Origin of the sequence: Azovibrio sp. (assembly GCF_049658005.1) — a bacterium.
Lineage (GTDB): Bacteria > Pseudomonadota > Gammaproteobacteria > Burkholderiales > Rhodocyclaceae > Azovibrio.
Map to the genome: position 1 here is coordinate 1 of NZ_JBASOH010000084.1, position 13462 is coordinate 13462.

At 65.6% G+C, this 13462-nt stretch carries 11 protein-coding genes; 10 read left to right on the plus strand and 1 reads right to left on the minus strand.

Annotation, left to right across the window (positions count from 1 at the left end):
* The 10 genes from WBH99_RS08225 to WBH99_RS08270 form a co-directional block, all read left to right on the plus strand.
* Positions 1-353, plus strand: a 353-nt coding sequence (locus WBH99_RS08225; protein WP_424219602.1) for a glycosyltransferase, incomplete at its 5' end; no start/stop codon positions are given.
* 124 nt (positions 354-477) lie between these two features.
* The gene (gene msbA, locus WBH99_RS08230) at positions 478-2241 is read left to right on the plus strand and encodes a lipid A export permease/ATP-binding protein MsbA (protein WP_424219603.1); all 1764 of its coding nucleotides are present in this window, start codon (positions 478-480) and stop codon (positions 2239-2241) included.
* 5 nt (positions 2242-2246) lie between these two features.
* Positions 2247-3371 (plus strand): glycosyltransferase family 9 protein, encoded by a 1125-nt coding sequence (locus WBH99_RS08235; protein ID WP_424219604.1) that lies wholly within the window; start codon positions 2247-2249, stop codon positions 3369-3371.
* Positions 3368-4618 carry a glycosyltransferase family 4 protein gene (locus tag WBH99_RS08240; RefSeq protein ID WP_424219605.1) on the plus strand — a complete coding sequence of 417 codons (1251 nt, stop codon included), beginning with the start codon at positions 3368-3370 and terminating at the stop codon, positions 4616-4618. The genes WBH99_RS08235 and WBH99_RS08240 overlap by 4 nt, the downstream gene beginning before the upstream one ends.
* 5 nt (positions 4619-4623) lie before the next feature.
* Entirely contained in the window at positions 4624-6528 is a 1905-nt protein-coding gene (asnB, locus tag WBH99_RS08245) for an asparagine synthase (glutamine-hydrolyzing) (protein WP_424219606.1), read from the plus strand.
* Positions 6525-7622, plus strand: a complete 1098-nt coding sequence (locus WBH99_RS08250; RefSeq protein WP_424219607.1) for a glycosyltransferase family 4 protein — start codon at positions 6525-6527, stop codon at positions 7620-7622. Before asnB ends, WBH99_RS08250 begins: the two co-directional genes overlap by 4 nt.
* Positions 7616-8416 carry a polysaccharide deacetylase family protein gene (locus tag WBH99_RS08255; RefSeq protein ID WP_424219608.1) on the plus strand — a complete coding sequence of 267 codons (801 nt, stop codon included), beginning with the start codon at positions 7616-7618 and terminating at the stop codon, positions 8414-8416. The genes WBH99_RS08250 and WBH99_RS08255 overlap by 7 nt, the downstream gene beginning before the upstream one ends.
* Positions 8413-9513 (plus strand): glycosyltransferase family 4 protein, encoded by a 1101-nt coding sequence (locus tag WBH99_RS08260; protein WP_424219609.1) that lies wholly within the window; start codon positions 8413-8415, stop codon positions 9511-9513. Before WBH99_RS08255 ends, WBH99_RS08260 begins: the two co-directional genes overlap by 4 nt.
* A 16-nt stretch (positions 9514-9529) precedes the next feature.
* A complete protein-coding gene (locus WBH99_RS08265; protein WP_424219610.1) occupies positions 9530-10639 on the plus strand; it encodes a glycosyltransferase family 4 protein in 1110 nt (369 codons plus the stop codon).
* On the plus strand, positions 10636-11883 hold the full coding sequence (locus WBH99_RS08270) for an O-antigen ligase family protein (protein WP_424219611.1): 1248 nt from the start codon (positions 10636-10638) through the stop codon (positions 11881-11883). The genes WBH99_RS08265 and WBH99_RS08270 overlap by 4 nt, the downstream gene beginning before the upstream one ends.
* 6 nt (positions 11884-11889) lie before the next feature.
* Here WBH99_RS08270 and WBH99_RS08275 read toward each other — a convergent pair whose 3' ends face one another.
* Entirely contained in the window at positions 11890-12984 is a 1095-nt protein-coding gene (locus WBH99_RS08275) for an MraY family glycosyltransferase (protein WP_424219612.1), read from the minus strand.
* Between the last annotated feature and the right edge of the window lie 478 nt (positions 12985-13462).

Consider the following 13462-nt stretch of genomic DNA (forward strand, 5'->3'; position numbering starts at 1 on the left):
GCCCGGCGCAGGATGTGCTGCCCTGGTATGGCGCCGCCGATGCCTTCGTGCTCCCCTCCTTGTACGACCCCGGCCCCAACGCCGCCCTGGAAGCGATGGCCTGCGGCCTGCCCCTGCTCACCAGCACCAGCTGCGGCGCCCGGGACTGGGTCGAAGCCGGCAAAAACGGCTGGGTCACCGATGCGCTCGACATCGCCGCCCTGGCCCACGCCCTGGACGAGCTGTGCGAACTGGCGTCCCAGCCCGGCGCCCGCCAGGCCGCCCGCGCCGCCGTGCAACACCTGAGCCTGGATGCCATGAGCGCCCACCTGATCGCGCTCTATCACCGCTTGCTCCCGGCGGCAAAGGTATAATCCTCCCCTTTTTCGCCGGAGCCGCCATGAACGGGTCACAGCAAGCCGTCGCCGTTGCCGGGCCCGGATTCCAGGCCGCTGCCCGGCACGCCGGAGGCCGCCGGGTTTCATGGAGCTGAGTTGCATGGAGAACAGCGCCGACATGAATGGCAAGGAGTTGTATTTACGGCTCCTCACCTATGTCAGGCCTTACTGGAAGGCCTTCGTCCTGGGCGTCGCCTGCATGGCCCTGGCCGCCCTGGCCGAACCGGCCTTCCCCGCCTTCCTGAAATACCTGCTCGATGACGGCTTTGCCGCGCAGCAAGGCAGCCTGGATTTCCTCATCTACCCCGCCGTGCTGTTCCTCATCTTTCTGGTGCGGGCCATCATCGGCTTCATTGCGGACTACCTGATGCACTGGGTGTCGCAGAACGTCATTGCCGAACTGCGCCAGGCCATGTTTGCCCAGATGATCCGGCTGCCCACTGCTTACTTCGGCGATAACGCCTCGGGCCGCATCATGTCGCGCATTTCCTACGACGTCACCGGCGTGGCCGGCGCCTCGACCACCGCGCTGACCACCGTCATCAAGGATGGTTGTGCCGTCATCGGCCTGCTGGTCTGGCTGTTCTGGATCAACTGGAAGCTCTCCTTGATCACCCTGGTCACCGTTCCCTTCATTGCCTTTGCGGTCAGGACGCTGAGCCGGCGCATCCGCACCTTTGCCCGGGGCATCCAGGACGCCCAGGGCAACATCACCCAGATCATCCAGGAAGCCATCGAAGGCGCCAAGATCATCAAGATCTTCGGCGGCCAGCGCTACGAGACGGAACGCTTCAATCATGCCGTGCGGGAGCAGCGCGGCCTGCAGATGCGTTCCATCGTCGCCAATGCCGCCCTGGGGCCGATCACCCACTTCTTTACCGCCCTGGCGCTGGCCGTGGTCATGGCCATCGCCCTGTACCAGGCCAGCCAGGGCAAGGCCACCGTGGGGGATTTCGTTTCCTTCGTCACCGCCATGCTGATGATCCTGGCGCCCCTGCGCCGGGTCATGGACGTCAATGCCACGATCCAGAAAGGTCTGGTCGCGGCAGAAAGCGTGTTCCATCTCATCGACCAGCCGGCGGAAACCAATACCGGCACCCGGGAACTGGGCAAGGCCCGGGGCGAGGTGCGTTTCGAGCAGGTACGCTTTACCTACCCCGGCGCCGAACAGCCCGCCCTGGCCGACCTCAGTTTCATCATCCAACCCGGCGAGCGGGTGGCGCTGGTAGGCCCTTCCGGCAGCGGCAAGACCACGGCGGCCAACCTGCTCCCCCGGTTCTATGATCTGGAGGAAGGCTGCATCCGGGTCGACGGCCATGACATCCGCACCATCCGTCTGGAAAGCTTGCGCGACAACATCGCCCTCGTGAGCCAGGACGTGGTGCTGTTCAATGACAGCGTCGCCGCCAACATTGCCTACGGCAGCCGCCACGCGGTGAGTCAGGCCGCCATCGCGGCCGCCGCCAAGGCCGCCCACGCCCTGGAGTTCATCGAGCGGCTGCCCCGGGGCTTCGACACCCTGGTGGGCGAGCATGGCGTCAAGCTCTCCGGCGGCCAGCGCCAGCGCCTGGCCATTGCCCGGGCCCTGCTCAAGAACGCCCCCATCCTGATCCTCGACGAAGCCACCTCGGCCCTGGACACCGAATCCGAACGCCAGGTCCAGGCCGCCCTGGATGAACTGATGACCGGCCGCGCCACCCTGATCATCGCCCACCGGCTGACGACCATCGAACAGGCCGACCGGATCATCGTGCTGGCCCACGGCGAGAAGGCGGAAGAAGGCAGCCACGCCGAGCTGCTGCGGCAACGTGGAATCTATGCCCGGCTCTACAACCTGCAACAGGATGCCCCCGGGGCAGACTGAAGTTCGTGAACCTCCCGTTTGCCGAAACCCTGCTGGCCACCTATGTGGGCCGCCGTGCGCGCCGGCAACCCGTGGCGCCGCTCGCCGCGTTCGAGGCCGGGGAAGTCCGGCGCATCCTGCTGATCCTGACGACCGGCATCGGCGATGCCATCCTGTCCTCCGCCATCTTCCCCTCCATTCGCGCCGCCTTTCCGGCCGCCCGGATCGCCCTGTTCTGCCGTACCGGCTGGTGCCCGCTCTTTCGCGCCGACCCGCATCTGGATGAAGTGATTCCCTATCCCGGCAAGTTCCGCCAGTTCTTTGCCACCCTGAAAACCCTGCGCCAGTTCCAGCCGGATCTCAGCCTGGTGCTGCATGGCAATGACCCGGACATCATTCCCCTGGCCTACCTGGCAGGCAGCCGCTTCATCCTGCGCATTCCCACCCGTGGTACCCGTTTTGGCGACCTGCTCGCCAATGCCCAGCGACCGGAAGACCAGCAGACGCAACCCCAGCTCCACTACATCGATAATCGCCTGCGCCTGCTCGACACCCTGGGCATCCCGGCGGTGACCCGGGCGCCGTCCATCCATCTGCCCCAGGCGCTGCTCGATCGCACCCAGACCCGCCTGCGAGCCTGCATCGGCGAGCGGCCCTACTGGGTGCTGCACCTGCATGGAGCCGATCCCTACAAAAGCCTGCCGGATAGCCTGGGCCGCGAACTCATCGCGCTGGCCCTGGAACGGTTTCCCGCGCATGGGCTGGTCCTGAGTGGCGGCCCGGAAAATCGCAGCGTCCTGAAAAGCCTGCTGCCCGGAAACGCGAAAGGGCGAGTGTGCGTCGCCGCAGGCAGCTTCAGCCTGGAAGAAAGCGCCGCCTGCCTGGCCGGCGCTCAGGCCGTGGTCGCCCCGGACACCGGCATCCTGCACCTGGCCGCCGCCCTGGACCGGCCGGTAATCGGGCTTTATGCCCCGACCCGGGCAAACCTGGTCGGTCCCCGCGCTCCGGGCCGGACTCCCCTCATCATCGCAAAACCCCTGACCTGCACCCCTTGCCTGCAGAAACGCTGCCCCCACCGGCCCGTCACCTGCATGAGCCAGTTTTCCAGCGCCGAAATCCTGCAAGCCCTGACCCCCCTCCTGATCCCATGAGCCTTTCCCAAAAACCGGTGGTTGCCCCGGTGGTTGCCCCGGTGGTTGCCCCGGTGGTTGCCCACTTGCTGCCTGACTACAACGCTTTTCCCCCGGTCGTCCCGGCGGGCACCGAATTGCGGGTGGAACAAGTTGGCCTGCGCCAGAGCCGTTACCAGCCCCTCATCATTTGCGGAGCTTTCCCCGGCCAGGCCGGGGATGAACGGATCGGCGCGATGCACATCCGCCGCATCCGTTTCAGCCCTCTTTACCGGCGCCTGTTCCAGAAAATCAGCCGGCTCGATCCCTGGCCCTATGGGGAACGGATGTGGCGCATCCTCGATCAGGAACGAGCCCGGCTGCTGCACATCCATAACGAACCCAAGTTGCTGGCCGCCCTGTCCCGGCGCTTGCGCGCCACGCCCTTGCCCGTGGTGGCGCACATCGCCAACCAGAAGCCCTTCCGCCCCCAGGACCTGGATCTGGTCAGCCGCTTCGTGGCCTGCAGCCAGTTCATGGCGGAGTGGCTGGCGCGCACCTACGGGATCGAAGCGGCACGGATCCAGGTCATCCATACCGGTGTGGATGTCAGTGGCCGCCCGCCGGTCTGGGCCTTGTCCCCCGGGCAACGGCAACAGCGGCGCCGCCAATGGGGCATCGCCGAGGACGCCGTGGTGTTCGTCTTTGGCGGCCGCCTGGTTGAAGAAAAAGGGGTGCAACCGATGCTGGAAGCCTTCGAACGGTTGCAGCACCAGACCCGGCAGCCGGTGCACTTGCTGGTGGCGGGCAATGTGCGCGACAGCCAGGACCCGGATAACGAGAAAGCCCGCTATGGCCGGGCGGTGGTGGCGCGCATGGCGGGCATGGCCCGGGTGAGCTGGGTGGGCAGCCTGCGGCCGGACCAGATGCATGACTTCCTGCTGGCCGGGGATGTGTTCATGCTGCCTTCCCTGTGGGACGACCCCTTTCCCACCGTCATGCTGGAAGCCGCGGCAGCGGGCCTGCCCATCGTCGCGGCGGCGCGGGGGGGCATCACCGAATTTCTGCGCGGCTGCCCCCATCTCGAGTTTGTTCCCGACCCCGGCAATCCCCGCGACCTGGCCCTGGCCATGGAACGGCTCGCCACCCAGGCCGGGCATCGGGCCGAAGCGGGGCGCTGGCTCCGGGCTATAATCGAGGCCCATTTCGACTGGAGCCGCGTCAGTGCCGACTTCGAGGCCCTGTACGACCAGTTGCTCCCGGCCTCCAACCTCACCCCTGCAAGCTGATATTCATGTGTGGCATTCTCGGCTACCTCGCAACAACCCCGGATCTTTCCGAGCTGCGGCCCCAGCTCGATGCAGCGCTCGCCAGCCTGAATCACCGCGGCCCGGATGACAACGGCACCTGGGCCGAAGGCGGATTGGGACTGGGTTTCGTGCGCCTGGCCATCCTCGATCTCTCCCCGGCCGGGCATCAGCCCATGCAAAGCCCTGACGGCCGTTTCGTGATCGTCTTCAATGGCGAGATCTACAACTTCCGGGAATTGCGCCAGCAGCTGGAAGCCGCCGGCGAACGCTTTGCAGGTCATTCCGATACGGAAATCCTGCTGCGCCTCTACCAACGCGAGGGGCTGGAGCGCTGCCTGGCCCGGCTACGCGGCATGTTTGCCTTTGCCATCTGGGATCGGCAGGAAAAAACCCTGGCCCTGGCCCGGGACCGGCTCGGGGTCAAGCCGCTGGTCTATGCGGCGACGCCACGGGGTTTTGCCTTCGCCTCCGAAATCGGCGCCCTGTTCGAGCTATTGCCGGAACTGCCGCGCCGCCCCGATTATGTGGCCCTGGACCAGTTCCTCAGCTACCAGTATGTGCCCTCTCCGCGCACCGGTTTCGATGCCATCCGCAAGCTGCCGCCCGCCCATGCGATGCAGGTCCGCCACGGCCGGGTGGAAAAGCTGTTTCGCTACTGGGACATTAGCCATCAGGCCCCCAGCCCGCTCTCCTTTGCCGATGCCTGCGCAGCGCTGCGCGAACTGGTGCTGGAGTCCACCCGCCTGCGCATGGTCGCGGATGTACCGCTGGGGGCCTTCCTCTCCGGCGGCGTCGATTCGAGCATCATCGTGGCGGCCATGGCCCGCCTGAGCAAGCAGCCGATCAAGACCTACGCCATCGGCTTTGCCGATGAACGCTTCAACGAGCTTCCCCATGCCCGGCAGATTGCCCGGCACCTGGGTACCGAGCACCATGAGGCCCTCTGCCACCCCGAAGCGGTAGACCTGCTGCCGCGCCTGATCCGCCATCTGGGCGAGCCCTTTGCCGACAACTCCATCCTGCCCACCTACCATGTATCCCGCTTTGCCCGTCAGGACGTGACCGTGGCCCTGACGGGCGATGGTGGCGATGAACTGTTTGGCGGCTACCGTCGCCACCATCACATCTGGCGGGTGGAGACCCTGGAAAAATGGGGCCTGCTCCCTTTGTGGCGCAAGCTGCGCCAGGCCACCGTCGCCCTCGAAAACCGGTTTGGCTCCAGCCCGACCCGGCGCGTCTTCCCGCATACCCACGCGGACCAGATGCTCGCCATGGACAGCGTCGCCCGCTTCCGCCATCTGGTCGCCCACTACACCCAGCAGGACAAGGCGCATCTGCTCACGCCCCATTTTCGCCAGCTGGCCGGGGAATCCTCGCTGGCAAACCTGCGCGATCCCTGGGAACGCGCCGCCGGTGCCGATACCCTGAACCGCTGGCTGTATGTGGATTCCCAGACCTATCTGCCAGACGACATCCTGGCCAAGGTGGATATTGCCAGCATGGCGGTTTCCCTCGAATGCCGCTCACCCTTCCTGGACCACAAGGTGGTGGAGTTTGCCATGAGTCTGCCCGGCCGTTACAAACTCACGCCCCGCGGCCGGCACAAACACATCCTCAAGGAAGCCTTCAAGGACTGGGTGCCTCCCGGCTTCTTCGATCGCAACAAGATGGGCTTCTCGGCGCCGCTGCCGACCTGGTTGCGCGGCGATCTGGCGCCCATCATGCGCGAAGCCATTGCCAATAACGCCACCCTGAGCGAGTGGTTCGACACCCGCCAGCTCGATCGCCTGCTGGATGAACACCTCGCCGGCCCCCATTCGCACAGCAAGCGGCTCTGGCCCTTTTATGCCCTGGCGATCTGGGTGCAGGAATTCAAGGTGACGGCATGAGCTTCACCATCCTCCACACCGAATGGTCCGATGGCTGGGGCGGCCAGGAACGGCGCATCCATGCGGAAATGCTGGGCATGCAGCGGCGCGGGCACAAGGTACTGCTGGCCGCGCGCCCTGGCAGCATCCTGGCGCGCCAGGCCGCGGCCGGGGGTATTGCCGTCGAGTTCGTCGATTTTGCCGGCAAGTTCGATCTGTCCAGCATCCTGCGGCTCAAGGCCATCATCGCCCGCGAAGGGGTGCAGATCGTCAACACCCATAGCGGCATCGACAGCTGGGTGGGCGCCCTGGCCGCCCGTCTGGCCGGGGTAAAGCTGGTGCGCACGCGCCACCTCAACCTGCCCTTGCAGCGCCGCTGGTACAACTTCGTGCACTTCATGGCCCACCGCATCGTCACCTGTGGCGCGGCCATGCGCAGCAATCTGATCAAAGCGCACGGCTTCCCTGCGGATCAACTCGTCAGCATCCCGACGGGGATCGATTTTTCCCGCTTTGCCCCGACCAAGGCGCGCGACGCCATGCGCGCCGAGCTGGGTCTGGCACCGGCCTGCTTTGTCGTACTGATGGTAGCCGTCATCCGCGGCGTCAAACGCCACGAGATCGCCCTCCGCGCCTTTGCCGGGTTGCTGCAGCAGCAGCCCGATGCCGTGCTGCTGCTGGCCGGCGACGGTCCGATGCAGGCCGACATGGAGCGCCTGAGCGCCGAACTGGGCATGGCCGGAAAAGTCCGCTTCCTCGGCCAGCGCAGCGACATTCCCGACCTGTTGCAGGCTGCCGATGCGGTGCTGCTCACCTCGCGCTCCGAAGGCGTGCCCCAGGCCATCACCCAGGCTCTCGGGCTGGGCAAGCCGGTAGTCGCCACGGCGGTTGGGGGCGTACCGGAACTGGTGATTGACGGCGAAACCGGTCTCCTGGTCCCCAGCGAACGCCCGGACCTGACGGCCCAGGCCCTGCTGCGCCTGGCCCGCGAACCGGAACTGGCCGCCCGGCTCAGCCAGGGCGCCCGGGCCCACGCCCGCCAGCACTACAGCCTGGAAGCCATGCTGGACGCCACCGAGCGGCTCTATGCCGGGATCTTGAATCGCCCATGCTAAAAGCCCTGCCCGTTCTCATGTACCACCACATCAGCCCCGCCCCGGGGCTGGTGACCCTGGCGCCGGCCACCTTCCGCCAACAGCTGGAGGCCATGGCCCGGGCCGGCTGGAAGAGCGTCACCACCCAGGCCCTGGAAGCTTTTTACGCCGGCCGGCCCCTGCCGGACAAAAGCGTGCTCATCACCTTCGATGACGGCTATCTGGATAATTTCGTGCATGCGCATCCCATCCTGGCCGAGTTTGGCTTTACGGCCACCCTGTTTGTCGTGACCGGCTGGATCGGGGAGGGCCCGGTGCGCCGAGGCTGGCAGGATTGCCCCAGCCACAAGGAATGCAAGGCACGCATCGCGGCCGGGGCAGCCGATAGCGTCATGCTGCGCTGGTCCGAGATCGAGGCCATGCAGAGCGCCGGCACCTTCGAGTTCCATAGCCATACCCACCGCCACACCCGCTGGGACAAGTCCCTGCCCCCCGGGGCCGCCCGCCGGGAAGCCCTGGGCGCCGACCTTGAACAATCGCGCCAGACCCTGCAAGCACGGCTGGGAAATTGCAGTACGCACCTGTGCTGGCCCCAGGGTTATTTTGAGCCGGACTACCTCCAGGTCGCCCGATCCCGGGGCTTTTGCCACCTCTACACCACCCGGCCCGACCTCAATTTGCCGGGTAACGATCCCTTGCACATCGGCCGCCTGGTCACCAAGGAAAAAGGCGGGCGCTGGATCAGAAGCCGCCTCAGGATCTACGCCACCCCCTGGCTGGGCCGGCTCTACAACGCTCTGAAAGGCCAGCCATGAAGCTTTGCTTCTACAATCTCACGGCGGGTTTCAAGATGGGCGGGCTGGAAACCTATTGCTGGGAAGTGGGCCGCGCCCTGGTGCGCCAGGGCCATGAGGTGGATATCGTCGGCGGGGCGGGCGGCCCGCCGCGGCATCAGGAAGTTCGCCTGATAACACGGCCCTACATCCCCCGCGAGCGCTTTCCCAACTTCGGCACCCGCTTTCGCAAGCTGGCGGAACGCCTCTCTTTTGCCCGCCATGCCTGCCCCTTGCTGCGCCAGGAAAACTACGACGCCATCATCGTCAACAAACCCTACGATTTTCCCGCGCTGCACTGGCTGCGCCGGCATGGCTTCAAAGGGGTGACGGCCTTGCGCAGCGGCGGCACCGATTTTTACTGGGGCGACCGTCATTTCGCTCCAGCCGTGCAAGTGTGGCTCTCCACCAGCGCCTACAACGCGCGCCAGGTGGAGGCGCGCTACCACCAGCCGGTGAGCGTGATCGCGAATGGCGTGGACCCGGATGTTTTCGCCCCGACGCCGAAGCCCCTGGCCCTGCGTCAGCAACTGGGGATTCCTGTTGCCGCCCCGGTGGTCATCAGTGTGGGGCGTCTGGTGGGCTGGAAAGGGCTGCACACCCTGATCGAAGCCCTGCCCGAACTGCCCGGCCTGCACTATCTGGTGGTCGGCAAGGGCGAGGCCCGGCCGGATCTGGAGGCCCTTGCCCGGAAACTGGGCGTGGCCGACCGGGTGCACTTTGCCGGCGAAGTGCCACACCGCCGGCTGCCAGAATATTTCAACGCGGCCGATCTGCTGGCCCAGCCTTCCATTGGCGAGGAAGCCTTCGGCATCAGCGTCGTCGAAGCCATGAGCTGCGGCCTGCCCGTGCTGGCCTCGGATCAGGGGGGGCTGCGCGAAGTGGTGTCCGCCCCCGCGACCGGTCTGCTGCTGCCCCCCGGACAAACCAGCCGCTGGGCCCAGGCCCTGCGGCAGCTGCAAGACCCGGAGCCGCGCCAGCGCATGGGCCAGGCCGCCCGGGAGCGGGTCTTGCAGCATTACACCTGGGCGGAAAATGCCAGAAAACTCGTCAGGCACCTGCAACAGGCCCAAGGCTGAGGCGAAGAGGCGAGCGGTGGAACTTCATTATCTTTTTCCTGAACCTTTGCCGCTGCCCCGGGCGCGCGGCATCCAGGTCACCCACACCCTGACCCAGCTGGCGCGCCAGGGGGTGCAGGTCAAGCTCTACCATGCGCCGGGCGACGGACCCGTGTTCCCCCAGGGGCAGACGCCCGCAGGGGTGGAGCCGATCGCCATCAGCCGCGAGATTGCCCTGCTGGGCCACAAGATACGTTCCAACCGCATCTTCTTCTGGCGCCTCCAGACCCATCTTCGCCACCTGCCTGCCGCGGCGTGGGTGATGGTGCGCCACGTCAAGCTGGCCGCCCTGCTGGTGCGATACTTTCCCGGCTTGCGCCTGGTCTACGAAGCCCATGAAGTCTTTGCCGATACGGTGCCGCCGCGCAAACAGGCCATCATGCGCCAGATGGAAGGCGCCGTGCTAGAGCACGCCCGGGCGGTGATTGCCAATTCAGCCGCCACGGCCAGCCGGCTGCGAGCCGTCTACCCGGATTACCAGGGCTCGCCCGTCGTCATTCCCAATGGGGTCGATCTGCCTGAGCAATTGCCGGAAAAGCCCTGGGGCCAGCTCCAGGACCACATCATCTACGCCGGCAGTTTCTTCGGCTGGAAAGGGGTGGCCGACCTGATGCAGGCCGCCGCCCTGCTGCCCGGCTGCACCCTGCGCCTCATTGGCGGCGACGCGGCCCAGCATGAGCGCCTGCGCCAGGAATCCCCACCCCCGGCGGCCCGCCTGGAAATGATGCCCCGCCTGCCCCACGATCAGGTCATGGCCGAGCTCGCCGCCGCCTGCATCGCAGTCTTGCCGAATCGCCCGGACGTGGACAGCCAGTTCACCTCCCCCATCAAGCTCTTTGAATACATGGGCGCCGGCTGCGCCATCGTTGCCAGCGACCTGCCCTCGATCCGGGAAATCCTGGCCGGAGATGAGGCGGAATGGTTTGCGCCTGGCCAGCCGGCCGCCCTGGCGGCCGCCCTGCAAAGATTGCTGGCCGAGCCCGGACGCGCCCGCGCCATGAGTGCCGCCGTGCGTGCCAAGGCCGGCCGTTACACCTGGGAAAAGCGCGGGGAAAGACTCCGGGCATTACTGGAAAACCTGTCATGAATTCAGCCCATCGTTGCCTGGCCCATCTGGATCGCGGCCTGGACAAGCTCATTGCGGCAGGGCTGCTGCTGCTGGCCCTGACCTTGTACCTGCGCTCCGACGTGCGCTCCAGCTGGCGGGCCGTCCTGCTGCTCATGGTCTGCCTCGCAGGGGTCCATGTGCTGATACGCGGCAAAGCCCTGTGGCAGGGCCTGCACCCGCAGATCCGCCCGCTGCTGCTGTTCTGGCTGTGTTTTGTGCTCGTCACCTTGCTGACGGCCTGGACCGGCAACACCTTCCCCGCCAGTCAGCAGCAGTTGCTGCAGAACTTTCTGTTGCCCGCCAGCCTGCCTTTCCTGGCCACCCTGTACCTGAGCGATGCGGGCCGGCTGAGGCTGCTGGGCTGGGCTTTTCTGGGCGGCCTTTGCATCAGCCTGTTCCGGAACCTGGCACAGTATGTCGAAGAATGGCGGCTCTTGGGAGGGCTCACCAACGACATCCACCAGCACCGGCTCTTTGCCGACAGCCTGGTCTTCGGTCTGCCCTTCCTTCTGGCGGCACTGGCATCGAGCCGGCGCTTTGCCTGGCGTTATGTGGCCGGGCTGGCACTGTGCATGACCCTGGGGATGATCCTGCTCACCGGCGCACGAGGCGCCTGGCTGGCCAGCGGTGTCGGCACGCTCGGTTTCCTGCTGCTGCGACGGGACCGGAATGTGCTGTACACCCTGCTCGGACTGGGATTGGCAGGCGGTGTGGCGCTGGCCCTGCTGGGCCCCGGAGAGATCGTTGCGCACAAGATCCAGCAGGGCTTCGATACCTCGCAGCGCACATCGGGAACCTGGGGCCCAAGCCTGGCGATGATCAAGGACCGCCCCCTCCTGGGGTACGGCTTTGGTTCGGAGGTCTATCACGAGACTTTCAACCATCGCGTCGCCGGAGAACCCGGCTGGACGATCAAGACCTCCCAGGGACCCCACAACATTTTCCTGGCAACAGGATTTGCCACCGGTCTGCCCGGCCTGGGGCTATTCCTGCTGGCCTGTTGCGCGCCTCTGGTTCTGATGTTCCGCCGTATCTGGCCGACCCGGCGCGCGTCGCTTCAGGGCCCCCCGGCTGACGAACATATTCTCGGAGTCGCGCTCTGTGCTGTTTTCCTGAGCGCCCTCCTCACGCAAGGCATGTTCGAGGGGAGAAGCTGGCCTCCCATCGCCTTCTGGCTGGGTGCCAGCCTGGCATGGCTGAACCGGCAGCTGAAAGCACAATGAACCGCCCTACTTTCCCCTCTGCCGTTTCAGCAGGCCAGGGCTACGGAACCGGACGATGCGCCGGTACAGCCATACATACGCCACTGCAAACGCCAGGCTGAAGAAAACCAGCCAGCCAGGGTAGCGCCAGAACAGCAGGGCCGGGATGATGGACAAGGAGCACAAGAGCCAGAGATAAGGCGAGGTCGCGGCATTGCGTCTGACCAGGGCCTTGGGGCAATCGCCGGTAGCCCAGCGCACCAGGCGCCTGAACACCAGCATGTGCAGATGCAGACCATCCGGCATGCCGGGAGACATGCCGCGCAGGAACTTCTTGCGATAAATGGAAAACAGGGTTTCAAAGACCGGGTAGATCACCAGCAGCAGGGGAAACCAGGGCGAAACTTCCGGATGCCGGGTCACGAGCAGGACTGACACCTCGCCGATGAGGAAACCGATCAGATAGGCCCCGCCATCCCCCATGAAGATCAGACCCCGGGGATAGTTCCAGACAAAAAAACCGAGAATGGCCCCCACACTGGCGATGCACACATTCCAGAGCAGATGGTCGCCCAGCACATAAGCGACATAGCCGAGCGCACCCAGAATCATCACCGAAACCATGCCCGCCAGGCCATTGAAGCCATCGATGATGTTGATGGCATTGGCGACTCCCGCCACCGCCACCGCAGTAAACAGCAAGGCCACCACGCCATAGCCCAGCAGATCATCCACCAGAGGAACGTCCACCCGGGTCAGGACGGCATCGAGCAGCCAGAAACCCAGCAGGGCAGCCCCCATGGTGAGCCCCAGGCGCGCCAGCACTCCAACCCTCTTTGTCACATCCTCCGCCAAGCCACCCATGAAGGCAGGCAAGGAAGCCAGCAACAGCAGCAGGAAAGGGCGCCCCACTTCAGGCCGCTGCCAGGCCAGCCAGAGGCCGGCACCAAGCAGGGCCAGCATGATGCCTAGCCCGCCTATCCGGGGGACGGCGTGGCGGTGGAATTTCTGCACCCCGGAGAAATCCTGATCCCCCGATAAATGACGGTGCAGATGCCCGTAACGCACCACCAGGAGGGTGGCCACGAGGGAAATGACGAAGGCTGCAAGGAGAATTTGCATAAAGAGCGCGTCAGTAGAAGCGACAGATCACGATCGGGGATGGCCCTCCGGATCGCCGGGATCGCCGGCAAGCCGGATCATGGTGGCAACTCCGGAAAGGTAGCGGAGCAAAGCCGCCAGGAAAAAACCGGGCCAGGCCCCCGACCGCAAGCGGTTGAAGAGGCTGCATTCTACGCCACCCCAGGGTCAGCAGAGCGGCGCGCAACTGCGGCCGAAGAAGGAAACGCAAAACAGACCCCCGCATGCCGATTTCATCGAAGCGCCCCGTCGTGCCCGCGCCCCCTCACGGCGCATCTGCTATATTGCTTTGTCCAACGTGAAGCAACCGTCACGGGCAAAGCACAACTGGAGAACGCCATGGCCCTGCCTCAACCCAAAACCTCGATGAGCCTCGAAGATTTTCTGGCCTGGGAAGCCCGGCAGCCGGACAAGCACGAATACTGGCAAGGCGAAGTGTTTGCCATGACCGGCGCCCGTC